Source organism: Aeromonas veronii, from assembly GCF_040215105.1.
Classification (GTDB): domain Bacteria; phylum Pseudomonadota; class Gammaproteobacteria; order Enterobacterales; family Aeromonadaceae; genus Aeromonas; species Aeromonas veronii_G.
Genome location: NZ_CP157875.1, coordinates 3263949 through 3290778 on the forward strand (window position 1 = coordinate 3263949; position 26830 = coordinate 3290778).

General features: G+C 62.3%; 26 protein-coding genes. 6 read left to right on the plus strand and 20 right to left on the minus strand.

The window, feature by feature from the left end; genetic code table 11:
* Position 1: 1 nt before the first annotated feature.
* The 19 genes from flhF to befA form a co-directional block, all read right to left on the minus strand.
* Positions 2-1423: a flagellar biosynthesis protein FlhF gene (gene flhF, locus ABNP46_RS14990; protein ID WP_349918844.1), complete on the minus strand. Its 1422-nt coding sequence runs from the start codon at positions 1421-1423 to the stop codon at positions 2-4.
* Between the two features lie 16 nt (positions 1424-1439).
* A complete protein-coding gene (gene flhA / locus ABNP46_RS14995) occupies positions 1440-3542 on the minus strand; it encodes a flagellar biosynthesis protein FlhA (RefSeq protein WP_349918845.1) in 2103 nt (700 codons plus the stop codon).
* 243 nt (positions 3543-3785) lie between these two features.
* Positions 3786-4916: a flagellar biosynthesis protein FlhB gene (flhB, locus tag ABNP46_RS15000; RefSeq protein ID WP_349918847.1), complete on the minus strand. Its 1131-nt coding sequence runs from the start codon at positions 4914-4916 to the stop codon at positions 3786-3788.
* Positions 4917-4996: 80 nt separating this feature from the next.
* A complete protein-coding gene (gene fliR / locus ABNP46_RS15005; protein WP_349918848.1) occupies positions 4997-5794 on the minus strand; it encodes a flagellar biosynthetic protein FliR in 798 nt (265 codons plus the stop codon).
* 55 nt (positions 5795-5849) lie between these two features.
* On the minus strand, positions 5850-6119 hold the full coding sequence (gene fliQ, locus ABNP46_RS15010) for a flagellar biosynthesis protein FliQ (RefSeq protein ID WP_349918849.1): 270 nt from the start codon (positions 6117-6119) through the stop codon (positions 5850-5852).
* Positions 6120-6144: 25 nt separating this feature from the next.
* Complete coding sequence (gene fliP / locus ABNP46_RS15015) at positions 6145-6891, minus strand: flagellar type III secretion system pore protein FliP (protein WP_349918851.1); 747 nt, start codon at positions 6889-6891, stop codon at positions 6145-6147.
* Complete coding sequence (gene fliO, locus ABNP46_RS15020) at positions 6878-7252, minus strand: flagellar biosynthetic protein FliO (protein WP_349918853.1); 375 nt, start codon at positions 7250-7252, stop codon at positions 6878-6880. Before fliO ends, fliP begins: the two co-directional genes overlap by 14 nt.
* Positions 7249-7644, minus strand: a complete 396-nt coding sequence (gene fliN, locus ABNP46_RS15025; RefSeq protein ID WP_025326247.1) for a flagellar motor switch protein FliN — start codon at positions 7642-7644, stop codon at positions 7249-7251. The genes fliO and fliN overlap by 4 nt, the downstream gene beginning before the upstream one ends.
* A 58-nt stretch (positions 7645-7702) precedes the next feature.
* Positions 7703-8773 carry a flagellar motor switch protein FliM gene (gene fliM, locus ABNP46_RS15030; RefSeq protein ID WP_349918854.1) on the minus strand — a complete coding sequence of 357 codons (1071 nt, stop codon included), beginning with the start codon at positions 8771-8773 and terminating at the stop codon, positions 7703-7705.
* Positions 8774-8804: 31 nt separating this feature from the next.
* Positions 8805-9311, minus strand: a complete 507-nt coding sequence (fliL, locus tag ABNP46_RS15035; protein WP_349918856.1) for a flagellar basal body-associated protein FliL — start codon at positions 9309-9311, stop codon at positions 8805-8807.
* Positions 9312-9368: 57 nt separating this feature from the next.
* A complete protein-coding gene (locus tag ABNP46_RS15040; protein WP_349918858.1) occupies positions 9369-11360 on the minus strand; it encodes a flagellar hook-length control protein FliK in 1992 nt (663 codons plus the stop codon).
* 90 nt (positions 11361-11450) lie between these two features.
* Complete coding sequence (gene fliJ / locus ABNP46_RS15045; protein WP_349918860.1) at positions 11451-11891, minus strand: flagellar export protein FliJ; 441 nt, start codon at positions 11889-11891, stop codon at positions 11451-11453.
* Between the two features lie 23 nt (positions 11892-11914).
* Entirely contained in the window at positions 11915-13246 is a 1332-nt protein-coding gene (gene fliI / locus ABNP46_RS15050) for a flagellar protein export ATPase FliI (protein WP_349918862.1), read from the minus strand.
* Between the two features lie 106 nt (positions 13247-13352).
* Positions 13353-14156 (minus strand): flagellar assembly protein FliH, encoded by an 804-nt coding sequence (gene fliH, locus ABNP46_RS15055; protein WP_349918864.1) that lies wholly within the window; start codon positions 14154-14156, stop codon positions 13353-13355.
* Between the two features lie 69 nt (positions 14157-14225).
* Complete coding sequence (gene fliG / locus ABNP46_RS15060) at positions 14226-15287, minus strand: flagellar motor switch protein FliG (RefSeq protein ID WP_349918865.1); 1062 nt, start codon at positions 15285-15287, stop codon at positions 14226-14228.
* Positions 15280-16986 carry a flagellar basal-body MS-ring/collar protein FliF gene (gene fliF, locus ABNP46_RS15065; RefSeq protein WP_349918867.1) on the minus strand — a complete coding sequence of 569 codons (1707 nt, stop codon included), beginning with the start codon at positions 16984-16986 and terminating at the stop codon, positions 15280-15282. Before fliF ends, fliG begins: the two co-directional genes overlap by 8 nt.
* Before the next feature lie 54 nt (positions 16987-17040).
* Positions 17041-17358: a flagellar hook-basal body complex protein FliE gene (gene fliE / locus ABNP46_RS15070; RefSeq protein ID WP_349918868.1), complete on the minus strand. Its 318-nt coding sequence runs from the start codon at positions 17356-17358 to the stop codon at positions 17041-17043.
* A gap of 128 nt (positions 17359-17486) precedes the next feature.
* Positions 17487-17873, minus strand: coding sequence for a hypothetical protein (locus tag ABNP46_RS15075; protein WP_349918869.1), 387 nt, complete (start codon positions 17871-17873; stop codon positions 17487-17489).
* Between the two features lie 145 nt (positions 17874-18018).
* On the minus strand, positions 18019-18795 hold the full coding sequence (befA, locus tag ABNP46_RS15080; RefSeq protein ID WP_349918871.1) for a beta cell expansion factor BefA: 777 nt from the start codon (positions 18793-18795) through the stop codon (positions 18019-18021).
* A 357-nt stretch (positions 18796-19152) separates the two neighbouring features.
* Here befA and rimO point away from each other — a divergent pair, with 357 nt between their 5' ends.
* The gene (gene rimO / locus ABNP46_RS15085) at positions 19153-20481 is read left to right on the plus strand and encodes a 30S ribosomal protein S12 methylthiotransferase RimO (protein ID WP_349918873.1); all 1329 of its coding nucleotides are present in this window, start codon (positions 19153-19155) and stop codon (positions 20479-20481) included.
* Between the two features lie 25 nt (positions 20482-20506).
* Here rimO and ABNP46_RS15090 read toward each other — a convergent pair whose 3' ends face one another.
* Complete coding sequence (locus ABNP46_RS15090) at positions 20507-20764, minus strand: hypothetical protein (protein ID WP_349918874.1); 258 nt, start codon at positions 20762-20764, stop codon at positions 20507-20509.
* 297 nt (positions 20765-21061) lie between these two features.
* On the opposite strand from ABNP46_RS15090, the gene ABNP46_RS15095 reads away from it, so the two are divergent.
* The 5 genes from ABNP46_RS15095 (at position 21062) to ABNP46_RS15115 (ending at position 26789) form a co-directional block, all read left to right on the plus strand.
* Positions 21062-22744 carry an ABC transporter substrate-binding protein gene (locus ABNP46_RS15095; protein ID WP_349918876.1) on the plus strand — a complete coding sequence of 561 codons (1683 nt, stop codon included), beginning with the start codon at positions 21062-21064 and terminating at the stop codon, positions 22742-22744.
* A 116-nt stretch (positions 22745-22860) separates the two neighbouring features.
* Positions 22861-23844, plus strand: coding sequence for an ABC transporter permease (locus tag ABNP46_RS15100; protein WP_349918878.1), 984 nt, complete (start codon positions 22861-22863; stop codon positions 23842-23844).
* A 1-nt stretch (position 23845) separates the two neighbouring features.
* Positions 23846-24766: an ABC transporter permease gene (locus ABNP46_RS15105; protein ID WP_349918879.1), complete on the plus strand. Its 921-nt coding sequence runs from the start codon at positions 23846-23848 to the stop codon at positions 24764-24766.
* Positions 24763-25785 (plus strand): ABC transporter ATP-binding protein, encoded by a 1023-nt coding sequence (locus tag ABNP46_RS15110; RefSeq protein WP_349918881.1) that lies wholly within the window; start codon positions 24763-24765, stop codon positions 25783-25785. The genes ABNP46_RS15105 and ABNP46_RS15110 overlap by 4 nt, the downstream gene beginning before the upstream one ends.
* A gap of 11 nt (positions 25786-25796) precedes the next feature.
* A complete protein-coding gene (locus ABNP46_RS15115; protein ID WP_349918883.1) occupies positions 25797-26789 on the plus strand; it encodes an ABC transporter ATP-binding protein in 993 nt (330 codons plus the stop codon).
* Positions 26790-26830 lie beyond the last annotated feature (41 nt).

Below are 26830 nucleotides of genomic sequence, written 5' to 3' on the forward strand. Positions count from 1 at the left end.
GTTACTCATAAAACTCCGAATCCTCGGTCTCGCCAAAGCCCGCCCCCCAGAAATAGGGGTCTTCCGCTTCTCGCTCCAGCGAACCCATGGCGGCGCCGACCAGCAGCGCCGCATTGGCAACTTGAATGTCTTCCGGCACCCGTTGTCCATCGGTGATGTAGCTGATGGGCAGGGCATTTTGAATGCAGACGTTGATCACTTCCCCCAGATTCAGGCTCTCGTCGAGCTTGGTCAGGATGCAGCCGGACAGGGGAATGCGCCGGAAGTGATCCACCGCCTCCTGCATCACCCGGCGCTGGGAGGTGGCCGACATGACCAGATAGCTGCGAATCCGCATCTTGGCATTCTTGACCAGGGTATCGAGCTGCTCGGTCAGACGGACATCCCGCTGCCCCACCCCGGCGGTATCGATGAGCACCAGCCGGCGGTTGCGGAACTGGTAGAGCGCATTGGCCAGCTCTTCGGCATCCCGCACCTGGCGCACCGGGCAACCCATGATTCGACCATAGGTCTGCAACTGCTCGTGGGCCCCGATCCGGTAGTTGTCCGTGGTGATGAGTGCCACCTGCTCGGCACCGTACTTCATGGCGAAGCGGGCCGCCAGCTTGGCGATGGTGGTGGTCTTGCCGACCCCGGTCGGGCCGAGCAGGGCCACCGCGCCGCCCTGGCGCAAGATGTCATCTTCGCTGATCTTGAGCTGGGCCGTCAGTACCTCGGCCAGCTGGGCCATGGCCTGATGGATGGGCATGTCTTCCGGGATCAGACCCGCCAGCTGATCGGAGAAGGCGTCATCGAAGCCCATCTTCTTGAGCTCCTTGATGAGCAGGGCCCGCATCGGCTCGCGGCGCTCCACCTCCTGCCACATCAGACCGGAGATCTGGTGCTCCAGCAGCTTGCGGATGCTGGCCATCTCCTTGCGCATCCCTTCCATCTCCTGATCCCGCTGGGGAGCCTGAGCCGGGCGGGACGGGGAAGTGGGACGGGGCCTGGGCTTGGCAGGCTCGGGGGCTGCCCCCCACTGGCCCTGTTCCGCCAGGGTCTTGGGGGCGGCAGTGGCCGACACCAGACCGGCAGACTGATTGCTGTTGCCCCTCTCCCCTGCCGGATTGGCGGGGTTGAGCTTCTGCTGGCGCGCCAGCAGGGCGGCCAGGGTATCGGCATAATATTCGTTCTGCTCCTTGGGAGCCTGGCGCGTCATCTGCTTGCCCGCAGACGAGATATTGACGCTCTCATCGTTCAACTGACGGCGAACCGGCGCATCCTTGGGTCCGGGCACCTGGGACTGGTAGTCGACGGCTGCGACTATCTCCACCCCACCGGTGACCTTCTTGTTGGACATGATGACAGCATCCGGCCCGAGAGTCTCCTTGACCTCGGCCAGCGCAGTACGCATGTCTTTGGCAAAAAACCGCTTAATCTTCACCCGTCATCTCCGCTAACTAGCCTTGTCCTACCGCACTGACGATGCGGATCTGCTTGTCGTCAGGCACTTCCTGATAGGACAGCACGCGTAATCCAGGAATGGCATTCTTGACAAACTTCGCCAGGGTATTGCGCAGTATCCCCGATGTCAGAAGCACGGCCGGTTGGCCTTCCAGTTCTTGTCGTTGAGTGGCTTCCACCAGGGAGCGCTGCATCCGCTCCGCCAGTCCCGGCTCTATGCCGGCGCCATCTCCCCCACCTGCTTGCAGGGATTGATGCAATATACGTTCCAATTCTGGCGACAGGGTGATCACCGGCAGCTCCGGTTCGGGGCCTGCGATCTCCTGCACGATGAGTCTGCGCAGGGCGATACGACAGGCGGCTGTCAGCACTTCCGGATCCGGGCTGCGGGGCGCATATTCCACGAGGGTCTGCAGGATAGTGCGCATATCGCGAATTGGCACGCCTTCATTGAGGAGATTTTGCAGCACCTTGACCAGATTGCCCATGCTGATCACCTCGGGAACCAGACCTTCCACCAGCTTGCTCTGGTGCTTCCCTATCATATCCAGCAGTTGTTGCACTTCGTCATGACCCAACAGCAGCGCCGCATGGTTGGAGAGGATCTGGCTCATGTGGGTGGCGACCACGGTGGCGGCATCCACCACCGTATAGCCCAGGGTCTGGGCCTGGGAGACCTGCTCCTTGGCGACCCAGACCGCCTCCAGCCCGAAGGCGGGGTCCTGGGTGGCGATACCCTGGATCTGGCCAAACACCTGGCCCGGATTGATGGCCATCTCCTTGTCGTGATAGACGGTGGCCTCCCCTGTGCTCACCCCCATCAGGGTGATGCGGTACTGGTTCGGCGCGAGATCCAGGTTGTCCCGGATATGCACGGCAGGCACCAGGAAGCCGAACTCCTGGGAGAGCTTCTTGCGCACCCCCTTGATCCGGTTGAGCAGTTCTCCGCCCTGGCTCTTGTCCACCAGCGGAATAAGCTGGTAACCCACCTCGAGACCGATGACATCCACCGGCATGACGTCATCCCAGCTCAGATCCTTCTGCTCATGAGGCTGATCGGCCGCCTGCGGCAACAACTCGCCACTGGCCGCCTTGGCGGCCCGCAGCTTGTCACGGCGCAGCAGCCACCAGGCGCCGACCGCGGCGATGGCACCGAGGCTCAGGAACGCCAGGTGCGGCATGCCGGGCACTATGCCCATCAACAGCAGGATGCCGGCGGAGATCACCAGCGCCTTGGGGTTTTCGAACAACTGGCCGAGCACCGCCGTGCCCATGTCCTGATCCGTGTTCTGGCGGGTCACAATGATGGCGGCGGCGATGGAGAGCAGCAGCGAGGGGATCTGGGCCACCAGGCCGTCACCGATGGCGAGCAGGGTGTAGACCTGGGCCGCCTCGCTGAAGGTGAGCTGGTGCTGCATCATGCCGATGATGAAACCACCGATGATGTTGATGAAGAGGATCATGATGCCGGCGATGGCATCCCCCTTCACGAATTTGGAGGCACCGTCCATGGAACCGTAAAAGTCCGCTTCCTGGGTCACGTCCTGGCGGCGCTTCTTGGCCTCTTCCTGATTGATGAGGCCGGCGTTGAGATCCGCATCGATGGCCATCTGCTTGCCGGGCATGGCATCCAGGGTGAAGCGGGCGCTCACCTCGGAGATCCGGCCCGCACCCTTGGTGACCACCACGAAGTTGATGATCACCAGGATCATGAAGACGATGATGCCGACCGCATAGTTGCCGCCGATCACCACGTTGCCGAAGGCCTCGATCACGTGGCCGGCAGCCGCGCTGCCGTTGTGGCCTTCCAGCAGCACCACCCGGGTGGAGGCCACGTTGAGGGCCAGACGCAGCAGGGTCGCAATCAGCAGGACGGTGGGGAAGGCGGCAAATTCCAGGGGACGGCGAGTGTAGACGGCCACCAGCAGCACCACGATGGAGAGGGCGATGTTGAAGGAGAACAGGATATCCAGCATCAGGGGCGGAATGGGCAGCACCACCATGCCGAGGGAGGCGAGCACCAGCAGCGGGGTCCCTACCCCCTTGCCAAGCAACCACCTGTACTCTTTTAAACGGCCCAATCCTGCCTTGAATCCCATCGCTGTTCTCGGTTATCGACTGCCAGTTTCCGGATTAAAGCAAACATCAAGCCAACAATTCAAACTGTTGATATGAAAGGATTTTGTTTTGACGCTGTCAGAAGTTCGACGTTGGTGAATCTTTCATCACCGACATAACGCAAACGGGATCGGCAGCTCCATGGTGATGGGGTCGGTCGGCGACCACGGCGGAACGTCTTGAGCGGAGAGACGTAGGCTAGCACTTAGCCCATGGTGGCAAGGCTACTTGCGAAACTCCGGCGGGATCGGCAACTCAGTGGCGATGGGGGTCGGTCGGCGACCACGGCCACGGCGGAACTTCTTGAGCTGATAGACATAGGCCAGCACCTGGGCCACGGCGGCAAACAGCCCCTCCGGGATCTCCTGCCCTATCTCGGTGGCATGGAAGATGGCACGGGTGAGCGGCGGCGAGGCCATGATGGGGATGTCGTACTCGCGGGCGATCTCCCGTATCTTCATCGCCACCTCGTCCGCCCCCTTGGCCAGCACCTTGGGGGCCGCCCCGGGCTTGCTGGCGTCGTATTTGAGCGCCACCGAGTAGTGGGTCGGGTTGGTGATCACCACGTCGGCCTTGGGCACATCCCCCATCATGCGGCGCATCGCCATCTGCATCTGCAACTGGCGGATCTTGCCCTTGACCTCGGGCTTGCCCTCGCTGTCTTTGAACTCGTCTTTTATCTCCTGCTTGGTCATCTTCAACTGGCGGGTGTGGTTCCAGGTCTGGAAGGGCACATCGATGGCGACGATGGGGATGAGGGCGCAACAGAGGATGATGAGCATCCAGAGCAGCAGATCCAGGGCATCGATGATGCCGCCGGGGAAGCCCTCGAGGGAGAGATTCAACAGATGATTGAACTGACTGGAGAGCATCCACCAGGCGAACAGACTAATGAACAGCACTTTTGCGATGGATTTGAGCAGTTCCACCAGGGATTGCACCCCGAACATCCGTTTCAGGCCATTCAAGGGACTGAGCTTGCTCCATTTGGGTAACATCGCCTCGGAGGAGAAGTTCATCCCGCCGAGCAGGGTATTGCCGACAAAGGCAGCGATGGCCACCAGCAGGAACAGCATGCCCAGCGGCTGCACCAGCTCCCATAGCAGGGTCGGCAGCATGACCCCCATGGCATTGGGATCGAAGGCCTGCTCCCGCTCCAGGGTGAAGCCCATGGTGAGCACCTTGATCATGGCCCCCGCCAGGCTCTCCTTGATTATCAGCAGACCGAAGACGGTGGCCAGCAGGACGCTGGCGGTACCCAGCTCCTTGGAACGTGCAATCTGCCCTTTTTCCCGGGCCTGTTGCAGTCGTTTGCCCGTGGGTTGTTCTGTGCGTTCCTGATCGGTATCAGCCATGCTGACCTCCGAGGCAGGTCGTTCCTGGCGGCATGCCGCCCAGACCAACCATCAGGGCGAAGGATATCACCTCGGTACGCTCAGCCATTCTGGCCCCCGAAGCAGCGCACATCGATCAATTCGCAGCTGGTCTCCTGCACCCGCTCCCAGATGGCCTCGAAGTGCCCCATGAAGCCGCCGATGGTGAGCCAGAGGATGAAGAGACCGGACATCATGCTGACCGCAAAGCCGATGCTGAAGATGTTGAGCTGGGGGGCGGCCCGGGTCATGACCCCGAATGCGAAGTTGATGAGCAGCAGCGCGACAATGGCCGACAGCGCCATCACCAGGGAGGCCTGATACATGACCCCGAGGAAGCTCACCAGGCTGCGGATAGCGGGCAGGGAGAGCCCCTGATCCGATACCGGCAGGGTCTCGAAGCTCAGCACCACCATCTTGATCATCAAAAGATGCCCGTCCACCGCCAGAAACACCAGGGTCGCCAGCATCAGGTAGAACTGGCCCACCACTGGGGCGGACTGGCCGTTCATGGGGTCCACCAGGGTGGCGAAGCCCAGACTGGTCTGCATGGCGATCACCTGGCCCGCCATCACGAAGGTCTCCAGCAGGAACTGGGTCATCAGACCGAGCGCCACACCGATGAGCAGTTGCTGTCCCAGCACCAGGAAACTGCCGACGGAGAAGAGCTCCACCTTGGGCATGGGAGGCAACAGGGGGGCGATGATGAAGGTAATGGCGAGCGCCAGCCCCATGCGCACCCGGGCGGGGGCCAGGCGGCTACCGAACACGGCCATCACCATCAGCAGGCTGCTGATGCGGGCAAGGGGCCAGACGATGGAGGCCAGCCACTCCATGATCACCGCCGTGGTGTAAGTCATGACCGCGTCCCTGCAACGGGCGGGCACGGTGGCCAGGCGCCTGCGCCCACAGGCATTACCCCACCACCTCGGGGATCTGGCTGACCATCAGCTGGAAGAAGTCTATCAGGCTCTGCAAGCCCCAGTGGGCGCCGAGCCCCAGGGCCAGCAGGGTCACCACCAGACGGGGCAGGAAGCTCAGGGTCTGTTCGTTGATGGAGGTCGCCGCCTGGAAGATGGCAACGATGAGGCCCACCATCAGGCTCGGCAGGATCACGGCGCAGACCATGATGGTCACCAGCCAGAGCGCCTCGCGAAACACGTCGACAAAGGTTTCAGGACTCATGTGTCGGATCCTCTCGATTGACCGGCTAACCCGCGCCCAGTCCGAAGCTGTTGGCAAGGGACCCCAGGATCAGGTTCCAGCCATCCACCATGACGAACAACATCAGCTTGAAGGGCAGCGACACCAGCATGGGTGACAGCATCATCATCCCCATGGCCATCAGGATGCTCGCCACCACCAGATCGATGACCAGGAAGGGCAGGAACAACATGAAGCCTATCTGGAATGCGGTCTTGAGCTCGCTGGTGACGAAGGCCGGGATCAGCACCCGCAGGGGCACGTCCGCCGGCTTGTCCACCTGCACGTTGGCTATCTCCATGAAGGTGTTGAGATCCTTGACCCGGGTCTGGGCCAGCATGAACTGGTGAATGGGCAGTTCAGCCTTCTCCAGCGCCTCCTTGGGTCCTATGGTCTCCGCCAGATAGGGCTGCAGCGCCTCCTCGTTGATGCGATCCAGCACCGGGGACATGATGAAGAACGACATGAAGAGGGCGATGCCGATCAGCACCTGGTTGGAGGGGCTCTGCTGCAGACCGATGGCTTGGCGCAAGATGCCGAGCACCACGATGATGCGGGTGAAGGAGGTCATCATGATGACCATGGCCGGCAGGAAGGAGAGCGCGGTCATCAGCGCCAGCACCTGCAGGGTCAGGCTGTACTCCTGGGAGCCATCCGCCATGGTCTTGACGGTGAGGGCCGACATGCCGTCCTGGGCCAGAGCCAGGGGGGCAAACAAGCTGAGGCACAGCCAGATCCAGTTAGCTTTTTTCATGCTTGCCCATCAATTTGCCGAGCTGTTGGGAGAAAGCCTGGGGCTGGCTCTCGTCCAGCGGCTCCTCCAGCCGGTAGAGGAAGTTGACCTGCTGCGGGGTCACCCCGACCAGCAGTTGCTGCTCCCCCACCTTGATCACCATCAGCTTCTCCTTGTAACCGAGCGGCAGGGTGGCGATCACCTTCATCTGGCCTCCCCCCATGACGCTGGTGAGCTTGCTCTTCTTGAGCAAAAAGCCCAGCACCAGGATGAGGCCGATGACCATCAGGCTGGAGAGCAGCCAGGAGGTGATGCTGGGAGGGTTGACCCCCTCCGCCAGCGCCGGAGAGGCGAACAGTATCAGGGCGAGAGCGCGGATCATTTGAGTTTCTTGATCCGCTCAATCTGGCTGATGACATCGGTCAGGCGGATGCCGAACTTGTCGTTCACCACCACCACCTCGCCGTGGGCGATCAGGGTGCCGTTGACCAGCACGTCCAGGGGCTCGCCGGCCACCCGATCCAGTTCCACCACCGATCCCTGGTTCAGTTGCAGCAAGTTGCGGATGCTGATCTGGCTGCGACCCACCTCCATGGCGATGGTCACCGGGATGTCCAGAATGGTATCCAGCTTGCGGCGCTCCTCGGCACTGATGGGGGCGTCATCCTTGAGCTCTTCCAGAGGGGCCGGCTTGGCCTCGGCCGTCACCTGCTCTTCCAGCGCGGCAGCCCAGGCGTCAGCCATCAGATCCTGCTCGTCATCGGTTCCGCTCATCTCGAATTCCTTATGCTGCTAAATGCTTCTGTTCATGCCCGTGATGACGGGCCGTCAATCAGGGGTGTTTGTCGGCGATGCTGCGCTCGAGCTCTTCCAGCTCGGCTTCGCCATCGATACGCACGCCCCCCCGGGTCACCAGATGCATCTCTGTCTTGACCCCGTCAGGGCGCTTGATTTTGTCGGTGATCTTGAGCGCCACGTTCTCCTTGGTGCGCCCCATCTTGGCGTGGAAGGTCGGCAGATCCTCCACATAGACCAGCAGGTTCTCCGGCATCTCCACCGGGATGATGTCACCGGGTTTGAGCTCCATCAGATCCCGCAGGGTCAGTTCGGTCTCCAGCAGCTTGGCCTTGAGCTCCACCTTGACGTCCATGATCTCGTCGCGCAGGGCCTTGCTCCAGCGCACGTCCGTGTCCCCCTTGTCACTCTGCACCCCCGCATCCAGCAGCTCGCGAATGGGTTCGAGCATGGAGTAGGGCATGGCCACGTGGAAGTCACCGCCACCGCCGTCCAGTTCGATGTGGAAGGAGCTCACCACGATCACCTCGGTGGGGCTGACGATGTTCGCCATGGCCGGGTTCACTTCGGAGTCGAGGTACTCGAAGCCCACGTCCATCACCGGGGCCCAGGCATCCTTGTAATCCTCGAATACCAGCTTGAGCAGCATCTGGATGATGCGTCGCTCGGTAGGGGTGAATTCGCGCCCCTCGATCTTGGCGTGGTAGCGACCGTCACCACCGAAGAAGTTCTCCACCAGGATGAAGACGAGGCGCGCTTCCATGGTGATGAGAGCCGTTCCCTTGAGGGGGCGGAAGCGCACCATGTTCAGGCTGGTGGGCACGAACAGGGTGTGCACGTACTCCCCGAATTTCAGCATCTGCACGCCGTTGATGGAGACCTCGGCGGTGCGTCTCATCATGTTGAACAGGCTGATGCGCATATGACGGGCGAAACGCTCGTTCACCAGCTCCAGGGTCGGCATGCGGCCACGGACGATGCGGTCCTGGGAGGAGAAGTCAAACTGGGCGATCCCGGGATCCCCGGCCGCCCCTAACTCTTCCTCTTCGACATCATCGACACCGTGCAACAGGGCATCAATTTCGTCCTGACTTAACAGATCGCTCACGCTTCACCTTTATCCATGACTGGTCGGCTCGTCACTGCATCACGAAGCCGGTAAACAACACTTGTTCTATGACGGGGGTAGCAACCAGATCGTTGAGCACCCGGCGACACTCCTCCAGTGAATCCTTGCGCAGCTTCTCCTTGCCCTCGAAGGTCATCAGCTGCTCGGCAGTCGCGGCGCTGAAGACCCGCAGCAGGGTCCCCTCGATCAGGGGGATGTTCTGCTTGGCCAGGGTCTCGTCGGCGGCGCCCCGCACCATCAGCTGGATCTTGATCTGCACCAGTCGATCCCGCTGGCCACCCGCCACGTTGAACACGAAGGGACGTGGCATGCCCACATAAAGCGAAGGCTGGGGCGCATTGTCGGCGGGCTTGGCCTCGGCGGCATCGGCCGCGGGCTTGTCACCACCGGAGAGCATGAACCAGGCACCGACCCCCCCGCCCCCGAGCAGGACAACGGCCAGGGCGATAATCATGATCAGCTTCTTTTTCTTGGCTGCCGCCGGATCCTTCAGCGTCAGTTCGTTATCGTCTGCCATCCCTCGTCCACCCTAGTCTCAAACTTGTTCGGTATCATAAACTTACTTAAGAATGCATCAAGCATAGAAATCAATTCCGGCATCGTTTGCCGATTCCACCAGCAGGCTGAGAGTGTGGGCCGTACCCTCGCTCTCTCCCTGACCGCGGCCACCGGCGCTACCGTTCCCCTGCCGGCCCTCGCCCCCGGAGCTCGCCTGCCCCTGGGATTGCTGCTGTGCCAGCTGGGAGTGCTGCTGTGCTTGTTGTTGCGACTGAGGCTGTTGTTGCACCTGGGTCTGCCCAAGCTGGATCCCCTGCCCCCCCAGCATGTCCCGCAGGCGCGGCATGGCCTGCTCCAGCATCTCCCGGGTCTGGCCATGCTGGACCACGAAGTTGACGCTGGCCTGACTGTCCGCCCCCATCTGGATCTGGATTTTCATCTTGCCAAGCCCCAGGGGATCGAGCTGGATCTCCGCCTGCTGCAGCTTGTCCGTCAACATCAGATTCACTTTCTGGTGCAACTGGGTCGGGGTTTCTGGCGTCGCCAGCTTGAGGTGCGGCAGGTTCTGGGCATCCCGTCTGGCGCCGGTTTCGGCAACGGACTTCGACTCGTTACTCCCCTGGAAGGCCAGCTGCTGGGTGGTGGCACCCGCCTCGGCCTGCTGGGCGGACTTGGCCTCCAGCCCCGCACTCTTGCCGACCTCGTCCAGGGATCCCTTCAATTCGGTTTTTCTGAGTTCGCTATTGGCCTTGACCACCACGGCCGGGGCACTCTCCATCTGCTGGATGCCGGCGGACAGGGCCGCCAGTGAGGCTTGTGGCCCCTGAGATTCGTGACGAGCCAGCACCTGCTGCGGCGCCGCCAGCGCCGGGGTCTGGGGATCGCTCACCTGAGCCGTTCCGGCAGGAGCCACCACTGGAGTCTGACTGCTCGCACCCCCATCGGCCTTGGCGACGGAAGCCTGGGCAGTGCCGCTCTCTTGCGCCCTGCCCCCTGTGCGGGCCTGACCTGATGCCTCATCGGTGCTGGCCGTCACGCCACCTGCGCCCTGTGCGCTGGCATCCGCCCCGCTTGGTGAGCGCCCGTCAGCCTTGCCCTCGGCACTGGCTGCGGGCTGATCGGCAGAGACCATAGTGGCACTGGCCACCCCTTCTCCAAAGACCCTGGCCACACCGGCCTGCTTGTCATTGGCGGTCTGCGCGGCGGACAGGTTTTCCCTGTTCGCGCCATCGGTCTCTCCCGTCACCACCTTGGCCAGCTGGGCTGCTCGCTCGGGGCCAGAGAGGGGCTGGGATTCCGGCTTGGATCCGGTCTCTTTGGCAGCGACGCCCTTGTCGGCCACAGACTTCTCTGATGCGTTCAGGTCTGCGCCAGTCTCGCGGCTGTCAACCCCGTCCGCCACCGGGGATGCAGCCTGTTTGCCCGGCAGGGCGGCATCGGCGCCGGCCACGCGGCCCAGGGCATCCGGGGACGCCGCGCCATGTGCCGCACTTTTTTCCGCCGCACTGTTCGCGGCATCACCCGTCCCCTTGCCGGATGGCGCCAAGGCCGCTGCTAGCTCCGTGCGCTGGGCCAGGTCGTTTTGGGGCAAAGTCCCTTGCTGCCCGGCACCGGCCACGGCGTCCTTGCCAGGGACTCCGGCGATGGAGGGCGACTCGGGCGGCAAGTCATTGCCGTCCGGATGGGCGGCAGGGAGCGGAGCCTGGGGAGGGGTCGCCACCTGCGCCACCAGGGTGGTGTCCTGGCGCAGCGAGGCTTGCAGCTGCTGCAGGAAATCGTCGGGGGGAAGCTCGGCCTCGTCGGCCTTCTCTACTTGATGAGGTGCATTCTGGCTCGTCTCGCTCGCCGCCAAAGATTTGGCATCCAGCGGAGACTTGAGTGCGCCATCCCCCTGACGGGCGGGATCCTGTTGCCCGAGCTGGCGGGCCATGGCATCGGCGAAGAGGGCCTTGCCCTCTCCCGGCAGTGGCAGATCCCCCTCGCCACCCAGCGCAGGCAACGCCGGGGTGGCGGCACCATCGACCGACTTGGCCTGGGCAGAGGCTGTAATCAACTGGGTCTGTATCATGCTGGGATCCCTGACGACAATCCGGTGATGACCGCGCGGCCTGGGGCTGGGGCGGTCGATGAATCGAGTGATTGACCGAAGAGAAGCAAATTACAGGCCAGAGTGGTGATAGCGTCGCTGGATGGCGTAATCATCCAGCATCTTCTGCTCCTGGCGCTGGGCCTTCAGGCGCAATTTGTCTGCCTGCTTCTCCAGCAACAGCTCGACGGCCTTGCGCCGCTGCTGGGCCTCCAGCCACTGGGTGCGGCACTGGGCCAGCGCCTCGCGCACCTGCAACACCCCTTCGTATTGCTGGGTCGCCGCATTTTCCAGCTTGTTGATGAAGGCGTGATACTGGCTGTTCTGCTGGGGACTGATCCCCTGCAGGCCGCGATCCGTCCACTGCTGGTGGTAAATCTGGCGGTACTGGTTCAGCGCGTTTTGCTGATCCATGAACAGCTTCAAGTCCTGCTGGGCCTTGGCCAGCGCCATGGCCGCTTGATGTTCGGCCTCCACCAGCCTGGCTGACAGCAACTCCAGTCCTTTACTCATCAATTGGCTCCCGATTCATCTCGTCAACGCATCAGGGGCATGGCCACCATGTGCAGGGATTGCAGGCCTTCATCATAGGGAATGACCTCGCGCATCTTCTGCTGCAAGAACTGATCCAGATAGGGCTTCTGGATGATGGCCCGGTCGATGCGGGGATCCGAGCCCTGGCTGTAGGCGCCGATGGTGATGAGATCCCGGTTCTGCTGATAGAGGGAGTAAAACTGCTTGAAGGTGCGCGCCAGCTCCATGTGCTCCGGCGAGGTGACCATGGGCATGACCCGGCTGATGGACTTCTCGATGTCGATGGCCGGGTAATGGCCCGCATCCGCCAGCTCCCGCGCCAGCACGATGTGACCGTCGAGGATGGCCCGCGCCGCGTCGGCGATGGGATCCTGCAGATCGTCCCCCTCCGTCAGCACGGTGAAGAAGGCCGTAATGGAGCCCTGGCCGTCGCTGCCGTTGCCGGCCCGCTCCACCAGCGCCGGCAATTTGGCAAATACCGAAGGCGGGTAGCCCTTGGTGGCGGGCGGTTCCCCCACTGCCAGGGCGATTTCCCGCTGGGCCTGGGCATAACGGGTGAGGGAGTCCATCAAGAGCAACACGTTGAGCCCCTGATCCCGGAAATACTCGGCGATGGCCAGCGCCGTCTCGCACCCCTTGAGGCGCATCAGCGGCGAGGCGTCGGCAGGCGCCGCCACCACCACGGCTCGTTCGCGCCCCTCGGCCCCGAGGATCTCCTCGATGAACTCTTTGACCTCCCGGCCCCGCTCACCGATGAGCCCCACCACCACCACGTCCGCCACCGAGCCGCGGGTCATCATGCCGAGCAGCACGGATTTACCGACGCCGGAGCCGGCGAACAGCCCCATCCGCTGGCCCTGGCCCACGGTGAGCACGGCGTTGATGGCACGTACCCCCACGTCCATCGGCTGATGGATGGGGCGACGGGCGAGCGGATTGATGCGGTGCTGGGCAAACTGCACCGTCTGGGAGGCGAGGATGGGGCCTAGCCCGTCCAGGGGCTGACCGATGCCGTCGATGACCCGGCCGAGCAGGTTCATCCCCACCGGAATGCCATGCTCCTCGGTGATGGGCACCACCCGGGCTCCGGGGATGACCCCCTTGAGCTGCTCGCTCGGCATCAGGAACAGGCGATCCCCGGAGAAGCCCACCACCTCGGCCTCCAGCGCCCCCTCCTGGGTATCGATGCGGCACAGGGCGCCGATGGCGGCGCGACAGCCGATGGCCTCCAGGGTCAGCCCCACCACCCGGGTCAGCTTGCCTGCCACCGGCGGCGTGGGGCCGCTCTCGCGCACGCGGTAGGCTTGCAGTCGATTGAGCAAGGACGCGGTCATGAGGCCTCCGAAGGGGTGAAGAGTGCGAGCCGGGGCGAACAGGACGCCATCCCGGCCCTGATGTTGAATACGGCGGCGCCAGAAGGTGCAGGGCGATGCAGCACCATCAGTCCGCGTTGTCCCGCAGGAAGCTGCGCAGCAGTTGTTCGATGCGCCCCGCCAGGGTCAGATCGATGCTGGAGAGCTCGGTGGCGAGCTGCAGATCCCCCGGGGAGAAGGTGGGTTCGGCCTGCAACCGCCAGTGGCGCCTGGCACACTCCTCGGCGCCGAAGGCCTCCTCGACCCGGGCTAGATCATCCGGATGCAACATCAGGGTGACCCCGTGCTCGGCCGCCGGCAGCAGGGAGAGCCCCTGCTTGAGCGCCTCCAGCAGCAGCCGAGGCGAGGTTTGCGCCTCATGGCGGATGAGGGCGCGGGCGAGCTGCTGCACCAGGCTGATGAGCTGCTGCTCCACCGCGGCGTCCAGCTCGCTCAGGGGGTTGGCGAGGCGATCGGCAAGCCCCTGCCAGTGGGCAATCTGCTGCTCCACCTGTTCGCGGCCCATGGCGAGCCCCTCTTCCCTGCCCTGCTCCAGACCCGCCTGATGGCCCTGCTGCAAGCCTTCCAGCTTGCCCTCCTCCAATCCCTTGGCAAAGCCCGCTTCACGCCCCTCGCTCATCCCCTCTTCCCAGGCGGCCTGGCGAATGGCTTCCAGCTCCTCGGCGGTGATGCTGGGAGCGGGCTCCTCCTCCGGCTCGGGATCAGGGGTTTCGACCTCCTGCTCCTGCCGATACCAGTCCGGGCTGAGCCCCAGGGCATTGCTCTGGATCTCGGACTCGACTTCCATCTCGGGCCAGCCCCAGGCCTGCGCCGGCAACTCGTCCGGCTCGGGCCGGACGTAACCGCGCAGCTTGTTATTCTTGCTGTTCATGCTCTAGTAGCACTCCTCACCAAAAACGGGTGGCATGACAATACAACACCATGGTGAAAGGCCAACATGTTAGAGGAACTCTTCGCCACCACCGGCCCCCAGCATGATCTCGCCCGCATCCGCCAGACGGCGTGCGATGGAGAGGATCTCCTTCTGGGCGGCCTCCACTTCGGAGACCCGGATCGGCCCCATGGCCTCCAGATCGTCCGCCAGCATCTCGGCGGCCCGCTTGGACATGTTCTTGAACACCTTCTCCCGCATCTGATCGTCCGAGCCCTTGAGGGCCCGTTGCAGCAGATCCCCCGGTACTTCCCGCAGCAGGGTCTGGATGCCGCGATCGTCCACGTCGATGAGGTTCTCGAACACGAACATCAGATCCTGGATCTGCTGGCTCATCTCCTCGTCCGAGTCGCGGATGGAGTCCATCAGCTGGCCTTCGATGTTGGTGTCGAGGTAGTTCATGATGTTGGCGGCAGCCTTGAGGCCACCCATCTTGGCGGCCTGAGCCCCGGCCGCACCGGCGAACTGCTTCTCCATGATGTCGTTGAGCTCTTGCAGCGCCGCCGGTTGCACCTCTTCCAGGTTGGCGATACGCATCACCAGATCCAGGCGTACCTGCTCCGGGAACTGGCTCAGGATCTCCGCCGACTGCTCCGGCTCCAGATAAGAAAGCACTATGGTCTGGATCTGCGGGTGTTCGTTCTGGATGATGCTGGCCACCTGGCGCGCATCCATCCACTTGAGGGAGTCGAGGCCGCGGGCCCCTGACCCCAGAATAATCTGATCCACCAGGTTGCTGGCCTTGTCCTCCCCGAGTGCCGCCACCAGGGCCTTGCGCACGAAGTCTTCGCTGCCGATACCGATGTTGGTGTATTTCTGGATGTCGTCGATAAATTGACGATGCACCGCCGCCACCCGATCGTGACTGAAGTCCGACATGGAGGCCATGGACATGCCGAGGCGCTGCACCTGCTTGGGTTCGAGGTGACGGAAGATCTGGGCGGCGTCCTCTTCGTTGAGGCTCAGCATCAGCACGGCCGCCATCTCCATCCCGCTCATCTGATCCAGAAGCAGGCGCTGGCTGTCGGTAATCTCGTTACCGGTGATTTGGTTCTTGTTCTCTTCAGGCATCTCGGTTCGTTACCCATTCTTTAATGACCTGAGCGGCCAGATCCGGTTCATTCGCCACCAGCGCACGCACCGCCTTGAGCAAGTCTTCATCCTTGTGCAGATCCGGCAGTTTCAGGTGACCATCGCGCACCCCGAAGATGGGCTCGGCTTCCGCCTGGGCCGCCAGCAGACTGAGCTCGTCATCCCCGCCCAGCACTATGCTGTTGTCCAGATCCAGCTCCCCTTCCGGTCTCGCATCCGGGTAGAGCAGGCGTTTGAGCATGGGGCGCACCACGGTGACGATGAGCACTATGATGACCAGCACGGAGGCGGCGATGCGCACCGCGCGCCAGAACCAGGGCTGCTCGTAGAGCGGGATGTCCGCCACGGCCTCGAGTTCGGGACGGTTGAACGGGATGGCGACCACTTCCAGGGTATCCCCCCGGGTCACGTCAAAGCCGAGGCCGCCACTGAGCAACCGACGCAGGGTGTCGAGCTCGGCCTGGGTGCGGGGCTCGCGGGTGATGGCACCCTCGGCGCCAGGCGTCGCCTTGTAATCCACCGCCACCGACACCGTCATGCGGCGAATGCCGCCCTGCTGGCGCCGGATATGGCTGATGGTGCTGTCCAGTTCGAAGTTGCGGGTCGCCTCCTTGCGGGAGCGGCCGCTGGCCGCATTGCCACCCTCGGCGGCCGTGGCCTCCTGGGGAATGCTGGAGGCGGCAGGGGGCTGGTTGGAGAGCGCGCCGGGCACGCCGCCGTTGCTGCCACCCGAGCTGTTCTCCTCCACCGTCATTTCGGAGCGCACGGCGGGCAAGTCCGGGTTGAAGGTCTTGCGGGTCTGCTCCTGCTGGGAGAAGTCGAGGGAGAGATCCACCTCGGCGGTGTAGTTGTCCGCCCCGAGCACCGGGATCAGGATGGCGTCAATTTTTTGTTTGTACTCCAGCTCCTGCTTCTGCTGCATCGCAAACTCTTTGCGGGTCTGGGCGGAGAGAGGATCCTGGGAGCCGGAGTTGAGCAGGCGGCCGTTCTGGTCGGTGACCGTGACCCGGGTCGGCTCCAGGCCGTGGACGGCGGAGGCCACCATGTCGACGATGGAGTCCACTTCCCCCTGGCCGAGGGCGCTGCCCCGCAGGCTCAGCACCACGGTGGCACTCGGCTTGCGCTCGTTGCGGGCGAACACGTTGTCCTTGGGAATGGCCAGCAGCACCTGGGCCTTGGCCACGTTCTGGAACTGTTCGATGGCGCTCGCCAGCTGGCGCTCGCGGCTGAGCTTGAGACGCTCACCCTCCATGCGCTGGCTGACGCCGAAGCTGGAGTCCTTGAGCAGGATGGACTCGCCATCGTTGCTCACGTCGCTGCTGCTGGCAAGGCCGGCGCGGGTCAGGCGCAGACGGATATCGGCATAGTTTTCGGCGCTGACCAGCACGCTCTTGCCGTCCACCTGATAGGGGATCTTCTGCTGATCGAGGTAGTCGAGGGTGGAGACCAGCTCCTGGGTATTGAAGGTGCCGAGGGGACGCATCTCCGGCTCCTTGCCCCACAACAGGATGAAGACGGCGATGGCCAGACAGATGGTCAGCCCCAGGATCAGGGTGATCTGGCGCAGCACATCCGTGTTGGAGAGGAAGCCCAGCGCCGAGCTCTTCTGCTCCTGCTCGTCCAGGGTCGCCGCCCCTTCGTTGTTCATCAGCAGATCGCCGTTTTGATCGTTAGCCACGGTTTATGTCCTTGTTGCTGACATGTTCATGATGCTCAGTCGCCATGGATGTGCTTATACCGGCATGTTCATGATGGTCTTGTAGGCATCGACCATCTTGTTGCGCACCTGGACGGTCGCCTCGAAGGCGATGGAGGATTTCTGGCCGGCGATCATCACCTCGGAGAGATCCACCGACTTGTCGCCCAAATCGAAGCGGGTGCGCAGATCGTTGGCGCTGCCCTGCAGCTCGTTGACGTTGTCGAGAGCCAGCTTGAGCATCTGACCGAAATCCGAACTGACCGGGCGACCAGGCTGGGCCAGCGGAGTGGCTCCCGCTTCGACCTTGAGTGCCTGCATCTCTTGCATCAGGCTGCTTGCACTTATTTCCATCTTTCATCCCCAGACAAATCATTGACGCTGACAGGCTTAAAGCAATAAGGGTGCCAACCAGAGCGAATAGAGAAGATCAGAAGTGAAAGAGGGGCGTGATCAGGCCGGTGCCACCGGCCGTCACGGATTCAGATCGCGGGCCAGGGCTGTTTGCCCAGCAGCAACCGCAGGTAGCTCAGATGCAGATCGTAGTGTTCGTCGGCAGGCAGCTTGGCCAGCACCTCATCACGCAGGTAGTGCGCCTTGACGCTTGCCTGCTCAGGGGTCACCAAGCCCACGGCCACCAGCTTGGCGATGATGGCGTGGGAGAGGGCCAGGCAGGCCTCATCGGCCTCTCCCCAACCAAACTGGCCCGCATAGGCTTCTGGCGACAGGGCTGGTTCCAGCGGTGCCACCAGATCCCCCCAGACCCAGAACGCCGTGGGGATCCCTTCCTGCAACCGCAGATAGATGCTCTGTTTTTCCCACTCCCGGCTCTGGGCCGCCATCACATCTTGCCCGGGCTCATGCGCCATATCCCTCTCCTTGTCCCACGACTCTGATCCGCGCCCATGAAAAAGAGGGCCGAAGGCCCTCTTTTTACTGCAAGTCTCGTCAATTAAACAGACTGTATTTCAATCTGATAGAAGAAAAAGAACTTGTCGGACGAAGATGGATGTGTCACTTGTTCAAATCATCGTCAAGCCAGTACTTGGAGCCGGAAATATTGGCATCCAGCAGCAGCCCTTTCTCGCCAATCTGGTAGATGGCCATGCCGCCGTTGTACTTGGCGGTCAGCTCAGCACTCTCCTTGCCTGCCACGGCCCCCACCTCGGAGGTGGCTTCCCAGCCCTTGTTGACGAAGGCATCGAAGTGGGTCTGGTCTTCAAACAGGATCACCTGCTGATAGAACTTGCCGCCGAGCCCGGCCGCGAGGCCCGCCCCGAACATCTTCATATAGGTGTGCTTGCCGTTTTTGCGATTGACCGCAACCCCCGACCCCTGGTTGGTATGGATCATCAGGGAGAACTTGCGCGAATCGAACACCGCGTAGCCATAGGCCTGGTCAAACAGCAGCTTGGCGGAGGGCTGATCGTTGAACAGCCGCACCAGGGCGGTGTCGGCCATGGTATCAAGGGCCGTGCGCGCCTCTTCCGGGGTCTTGGGCTCCAACATGGTGTCGAGCTTCTTGTCCGCCGCATCCAGCCACTCCTTGCCGGTGGCCGCACTCTCTTCGGTCCAGGCACCGGCCTTGTTATAGGCATCGGCTCCCCAGGTAGAGACGGACTCCCAGGTCTCCTTGGAGAAATCGGTGATCCCCTTCCATGCTTCTTTGCTGGTGTCGCTCACCGCGGTGCCGAGATCGGAGGCGGCCTCTTTCAGCTTGGCCCAGTCGGCATGGCTGGGAGTGGATGCCAGCAACAGGGCGGCGGCAATCAGCCAGGGTTTGCTCTTCATGGTCTGCTCCTTCTTCTGCTCGTCAGCGGATCACTACCCTATCAGATTTAATCGTACGCCAATAACAGTCCCGTTCACGACTATGCCTTGCGACTCAACCACCTGCGTCACTCTTTCGCCCATATCGCCGGGTGAGCAAGGCGTTTCCTGCCGCACTCTGCTTGAGGAAGCGAGGCTGCCGTGGTCGGACGATAACTGTCACCCGCAGAGGCGCCCATCCCCCTCGCCCTTGCCGATGCAAAGGGGATGAACCCGTAAATATTGTTCGGCCAGCCCCCCCCGGTTGTATAGTTTTTGGTTAGCCATTCCGGTAAAATCCGCGCCCTTATAATAGAGCCACCTAAGAGTGATTGAGCGATGTCCAACACAAAACAGGCCCCCAAAGTAGGATTCGTCTCCTTGGGTTGCCCCAAAAACCTGGTCGATTCCGAACGCATCCTGACCCAGCTGCGTACCGAAGGGTACGATGTGGTGCCCAGCTATGACGATGCGGAGCTGGTGGTGGTCAACACCTGCGGCTTCATCGACAGCGCAGTACAAGAGTCGCTGGAAGCCATCGGTGAGGCCCTGTCCGAAAACGGCAAGGTGATCGTCACCGGCTGTCTTGGCGCCAAAGAGAACCAGATCCGCGAGATCCACCCCAAGGTGCTCGAAATCACCGGCCCCCACGCCTATGAAGAGGTGCTGGGCCACGTCCACAAGTACGTGGAAAAGCCCACCCACAACCCCTTTACCAGCCTGGTACCGGCCCATGGGGTCAAGCTGACCCCCCGTCACTACGCCTACCTGAAGATTTCCGAAGGCTGCAACCACCGCTGCACCTTCTGCATCATCCCCTCCATGCGCGGGGATCTGGTGAGCCGCCCCATCGGCGAGGTGCTGGCCGAGGCCAAGCGCCTGAAAGAGGCGGGCGTGAAGGAGATCCTGGTGATCTCCCAGGACACCTCCGCCTATGGCGTGGACGTCAAGCACCGTACCGGCTTCTACGACGGCATGCCGGTCAAGACCAGCATGGTGGCCCTGTGCGAAGAACTCGCCAAACTCGGCATGTGGGTACGCCTGCATTATGTCTACCCGTATCCGCACGTGGATGACGTCATCCCGCTGATGCGCGACGGCAAGGTGCTGCCCTATCTCGATATCCCGCTGCAACACGCCAGCCCGCGCATCCTCAAGCTGATGAAGCGTCCCGGCACCGTCGAGCGCACCCTGGAGCGCATCCAGAAGTGGCGCGAGATCTGCCCCGAGATCACCCTGCGCTCCACCTTCATCGTCGGCTTCCCCGGCGAGACCGAAGAAGAGTTCCAGATGCTGCTGGACTTCATCGACAAGGCGGAACTGGATCGGGTCGGTTGCTTCAAATACAGCCCGGTCGAGGGTGCCAAGGCCAACGAGCTGCCGGATCCGGTGCCGGCCGAGGTGCAGGAAGAGCGCTTCCAGCGCTTCATGGAGCTGCAACAGCAGGTCTCCATCCGCAAGCTGGCCCGCAAGGTGGGTCAGGAGATGACCATTCTCATCGACGAAGTGGACGAAGAGGGCGCCACCGGCCGCTCCGCCGCCGATGCCCCCGAGATCGACGGCCTGGTCTACCTGAACGGCGAGACCGGCCTCAAGCCCGGCGACATGGTCAAAGTACGCATCGACGAGGCGGACGAATACGACCTCTGGGCCAGTCTGGTGAACTAAACCCGCCGCTTAGCCCGAAAGCCAGTCAGCCCTGCTGACTGGCTTTTTTATTGCCCGCCGTCAGCCAGCCACCATACGCCCATCGAAATCGTACCGGCCCTCCTTCATCCATTTCGGCACACCACGCTGTTGCGGCTCTCCAGATCTCTGCCTGCGGAAAAGAAAACGCTTTCATTTCTCTTCGTGACCCAGCGCACAAACCCGGGCCGCTTTCCCGGCCGCTTGCTTCATGCTCAAAAAAAAGCCAGATGGCGAGTGCAAAAACCAGCACGATCCAGTTCACATAATCACTTTTCACCGACGTCAAAGGGTGACTTGATGCTCTGTGATAATTAACATAACAGTCTAATAATAAAGGATTAAAAATAGACTTTGACGAGATTGACGAGCGTCATTGGGTTTTTACGATATCGACGAAATGAAGAGTTGTTGTTTTCCTGTTAACTCTGCTTTTCTAAGGGCGTTGGACGACACAACTACAAGGGTGCAAAACCTGACCAACAGAGAGGGCCGGTGTCCAAGCATGCGATGTCGGTGCTCCATTCCAAAACCATGGAAGACCAATAAGAAAGGAAAAAATATGCTTGCCAAAGTATCCAAAATCGCTACCTCAGTCATGCTGGGGACCCTGCTCGCCGGGATGACCGGCACTGCCATGGCCGCCGAGAACAAGACGGTGCTGACCCTGGTTGCCCAGCAGGAAACCGCATGGGTGAAAAACTTCAACCCCTTCCTGCAGGCTGGTCTGTTGCACACGACCCGTCACTTCATCTATGAGCCGCTGGTGATCTTCAACGATATGCAGGGTGGCAAACCCGTCTATCGTCTGGCGACCCACTACGCCTTCAGCGATGACCTGAAGTCCGTCACCTTCGATCTGCGCGAAGGGGTCAAGTGGTCCGATGGTGAAGCCTTCACCGCCGACGACATCCTCTTCTCCTTCAACCTGGTCAAGGCCAACAAGGCGCTGGACGAGCGCTCCATCTGGACCCAGATCAAGGGTGTCGAGAAGCTGGGGGATCACAAGGTCAAGTTCGACCTGGCCGAAGTGAACACCAACGTGGTGAACGACCTGGTGCTGGTGCCCATCGTGCCCGAGCACCAGTGGAAGTCCGTCAAGGATCCGGTTGCCTTCACCAACGACAAGCCGGTCGGTACCGGTCCCTTCACCGAAGTGGACAACTTCTCCGCCCAGCTCTATACCCAGTGCCGCAACCCGCACTACTGGGATAACGCCAGCCTCTCTATCGACTGCCTGCGCATGCCGCAGATGGCCACCAACGACCAGGTGCTGGCCGCCGTGATGAAGGGTGACGTGGACTGGTTCGGCTCCTTCGTGCCGGATATCGAGCGTCTCTACGTCGGCAACGATCCGAAGAACAACAAGTACTGGTTCCCCGCCTCCGGCACCGTGGCGTTCAACGTCAACTTCCAGAGCAAGAACCCGGGCAACCACGAAGCCTTCAACGACATCAACTTCCGCCGCGCCTTCTCCATGGCCATGGACCGCCAGTCCATGGTGGACATCGCGGGCTACGGCTATCCGACCGTCAACGAGTATCCGTCCGGTCTTGGCAAGGCATTCGCCTCATGGGACAACCCGGAAGTCGAGAAGAAGTACGGCAAATACAACAAGTTCGACCTGGAAGGCGCCAAGGCGCTGCTGAAACAGGCGGGCTACAAGGATTGTGACGGCGACAAGTTCTTGGACACCCCGAGCTGCAAGAAGATCGAGTTCAAGGTACTGGTGCCGAACGGCTGGACCGACTGGGTCAACACCGTCCAGATCGGGGTCGAAGGCCTGCAGGCCCTGGGTCTGAACGCCAAGACCTCCACCCCGGAAGCTACCGTCTGGACCGAGAACCTGATCACCGGTGACTTCGACGTCGCCCTGCAGGGTTACTTCGCCGGTGCCAACCCGCACAAGTACTTCGAGACCGCCTTCCACTCCCGCAACATGGGTGAACGTGGCAACCGCTTCGCGGCGCCCCGCTACAAGGATCCGGCACTCGACAAGCTGATCGACGACTTCACCCAGACCGCCGACGCGGCCAAGCAGAAAGAGATCATGTTTGCCATCCAGGAGCGTGTCGGGGCCAACCAGACCATCATCCCGGTGTTCAACAACCCGACCTGGTACGAGTACAGCACCAAGCGCTTCAATGGCTGGTTCAGTGCCGACAACCCGGTCGCCAAGCCGCAGGTTCACCCGGATACCCCGGAGCGTCTGCTGCACGTGTTGTCACTCAAGCCAAACAGCTAATCACCTCGGCCCCCTGCGGGGGGCCTTCTTCCCCGCCCTCACTTCATCCCCCGGACCTCACGGGGTTGGGGTAGCTTTGCCCGGCGCGGGGCAGGCTTGCAGTAAAAGGTATCACCATGGGATTTATACTCAGACGTTTCTCCTTCTATCTGGTCGCTTTTCTGGTGGCCGCCACCATCAACTTCCTGTTACCCAGAGCCATGCCAGGGGATCCCGTCTCCGTCATGTTCGCCCGGGCCGGTGCCATGATGGAGCCCGCCGCCCTGGAAGCCCTCAAAGCCACCTTCGGCTTCGTTGACGGTCCTATCGGCACCCAATTCCTCACCTATGTGAAGAGCGTCTTCACCTGGGATCTCGGCACTTCGGTGCGTTACTACCCGCAGCCGGTCGCCGACGTGCTCGGCCGCGCCATCGGCTGGACCCTGTTCCTGGTGGGCACCTCCACCATTCTGAGCTTCTCCATCGGCTCCATCGTCGGCATCTTCGCCGCCTGGTACCGGGGGGGGCGCATGGACAGCATCCTCTCCCCGCTCACCCTGGTGATGCAGGCCATCCCGCCGGTGGTGGTCTCCCTGCTCGCCCTCTTCCTGTTCGGGGTAAGCCTCAACTGGCTTCCGATTGGCTACGCCTACAGCCCGGAGATCAAGGCCGATTTTGGCTGGGAACACATCAAGAGCATCATGCTGCACGCCATCATGCCGGTGGGTACCCTGGCCATGGTGCAGGTGGGGGGCTTCCTCATCACCATGCGCAACAACATGATCAACCTGCTGGGTGAGGACTACATCACCATGGCCAAGGCCAAGGGGCTCTCCAGCAACCGGGTGATCTTCAACTACGGCGCCCGCAACGCCGTGCTGCCGAGCGTCACCGCCCTCTCCATGGCGCTGGGTTTCGTCATCGGCGGCTCCCTCATCACCGAAGTCATCTTCAACTACCCGGGCTTGGGCCTGACCCTGTATCAGGGCATTCTCGCCCGTGACTACCCGCTCATTCAGGGCCAACTGCTCATCATGACCATCACCATGCTCAGCTTCAATTTCCTGGCGGACGTGCTCTATGTCTTCCTGGATCCCCGTCTGCGTACAGGAGGCAAATAAGATGCGTATGCCGACCATTCTCAAGATATTGCTGGGCAACAAGAAGGCGGCCTTCGGCCTCGCCATCGTCGTCACCTTCGTGCTGATGGCGCTGTTTGCCCCGCTCCTGACCAGCAACGAACCCACCAAGCGGGTCGCCCGCCCGCACCAGCCTCCCAGCGTGGAGCTGGTGATGGGCTCCAACCGCATGGGGCACGATCTCTGGTCCCAGTTCACCCACGGCGCCCGTATCTCCCTGCTGGTGGGCTTCGGGGCGGGCCTCCTGGTCTGCGCCCTCGCCATCACGGTAGGCATCACCGCCGGCTACTTCGGCGGTATCGTGGACGAGTGCCTCACCTTCCTGATGAACGTGGTGCTGGTGATCCCGAACCTCCCCTTATTACTGGTGCTCGCGAGCTTCATCGGGGAGGCGTCACCGACGGTGATTGCCCTCATCATAGGCTTTACCTCCTGGGCCTATGGCGCCCGGGTCATCCGCGCCCAGACCCTGGCCCTGCGGGAGAAGGAGTTCGTCATCGCCGCCGAGGTGCTGGGTGAACCGGCCTGGCGCATCATCCTGGTGGAGATACTGCCGAACCTCATCTCCATCATCGGGGTGAGCTTCATCGGCTCCATCATCTACGCCATCGTCACCGAGGCGACCCTGGAGTTCCTGGGTCTTGGCGACCCGACCGTGGTGAGCTGGGGCATCATGCTCTACAACGCCCAGACCTCGAGCGCCATCCTGGTGGGCGCCTGGTGGGAGATCCTGGCCCCCTGCTTCGCCATCGCGACCCTGGGCGCCGGCCTCGCCATGCTCAACTTCGCCATCGACGAGATAGCCAACCCCCAGCTGCGTTCCCACAAGGGTCTGAATCGCTGGAAGAAACTCGCCGCCCCCGCCCCAGTCACCGCTATGGCCGCACAGGAGAAGACAGCATGACCTCGCAACAACCCCTGCTGTCGGTGCGCCAGCTCTGCGTCGACTACATCACCGAGAACGGCGACGTGCGCGCCGTCAACTCGGTCAGCTTTGACATCATGCCGGGAGAGGTATTCGGCCTCGCCGGTGAATCCGGTTGCGGCAAATCCACGGTCGCCTTCTCGGTGGCCAGGCTGCACAAGCCGCCCGCCTACATCAGCGGCGGCGAGATCCTCTTCAAGGGGGAGAACATTCTCCACTTTGACGACGAGCGGCTGCGCAGCTACCGCTGGCGCCAGGCGAGCGTGGTGTTCCAGTCCGCCATGAACGCGCTCAACCCCGTGCTGCGCATGGAAGAGCAGTTCTGTGACGTGCTGCTGGCCCACAACCCCGGCCTGACCCGCTATGAGGCGATCAAGCGCGCCAAGGAGCTGCTGGAGATCGTCGACATCCACCCGAGTCGGCTCAAGGACTACCCGCACCAGTTCTCCGGCGGCATGCGCCAGCGGCTGGTGATCGCCATCGCCATGGCGCTGAACCCCGAGCTGCTGATCATGGATGAACCCACCACGGCGCTGGACGTGGTGGTGCAGCGGGAGATCCTGCAGAAGGTCTATGCGCTCAAGGAGAAATTCAACTTCTCCATCCTGTTCATCACCCATGACCTCTCCCTCATGGTCGAGTTCTGCGATCGCATCGGCATCATGTACGCCGGCGAGCTCATCGAGATTGCCCCCTCCAAGGCGATCCTGACCGCGCCGCTGCACCCCTATACCAAGGGGCTCGGCAACTCCTTCCCGCCCCTGCACGGCCCGAAAACCGTGCTGGAGGGGATCCCCGGCACCCCGCTCAATCTGCTGGAGGTGCCGGTCGGCTGCCGCTTCCAGGCCCGCTGCAGCCGGGTACATGATCGCTGCCGTCAGGAATACACCAAGCTGGCCGAGATCCGGCCGGGACAACAGACCGCCTGCCACCTCTACGGCGTGGCGGAGCAACAACCGGATCTTCCGATCTACCTGGACAAGGCCGCTGGCTGTTAAGGATGTCTGTCATGCAAATCGCCAAAACCGACGCCCCCATCATCGAAGTCCAGCACCTCTACAAGGACTTCCCCGTCAACTCCAACGCCATCAAGAGTGGCAAGATGCGGGCCCTGTCCGACATCACCTTCAACCTGCACCGGGGCCGCGCCCTGGCGGTGGTGGGTGAATCCGGCTCCGGCAAGAGCACCATCGCCAAGATCATCGCCAAGATGTACAAGCTCTCCAGCGGCCGCATCCTCTACCGCGGCCGGGATCTGGAGGAGTTCGACAAGGGCACCGCCCTGCTCGACTACCGCCAGAGCGTGCAGATGGTATGGCAAGACCCGTTCGGTTCGCTGAACCCGACCCACACCATCTACCACCACATCGCCCGCCCCCTGCTGCTGCACAGCAAGGTGCTCGACAAGAAAGATCTGCCGGACATGGTCTACGCCCTGCTGGAGAAGGTGGGACTGACCCCGGCCAAGGCCACCGCCGCCAAGTATCCGCACCAGCTCTCCGGCGGCCAGCGCCAGCGGGTCAACATCGCCCGCAACCTTGCGGTGGAGGCGGAAGTGGTGCTGGCGGACGAGCCCACCTCCATGCTCGACGTCTCCATTCGCATCGGCATCCTCAACCTGATGGAGCAGATGAAGAACGAACTCGGCGTCTCCATGCTCTACATCACCCACGACATCGCCACCGCCCGCTATGTGGCCGAAGATCTCGCGGTGATGTACGTGGGCCACATGGTGGAGTGGGGCGAGGTGGACGAGATCCTGCACCACCCCCAGCACCCCTATACCCAGCTGCTCATCTCGGCGGTGCCGGATCCGGAGAAGAGCATCCACACCGAGCTGGAGGGGGGCCGCAAGGGAGAGATCCCGCTCTGGACCCCGCACTCTCGCGGTTGCCCCTTCGCCGGTCGTTGCCATCAGGCCATGGCCCGCTGCAAGGAGAGCCTGCCGCCGGTGACCAAGCTCGCCGACAACCACTTCGTGCGCTGCTACCTGTACGACTGAGCCAGCCTCTCGCTTCACTGCGGGCCTGCGGGCCCGCCAAC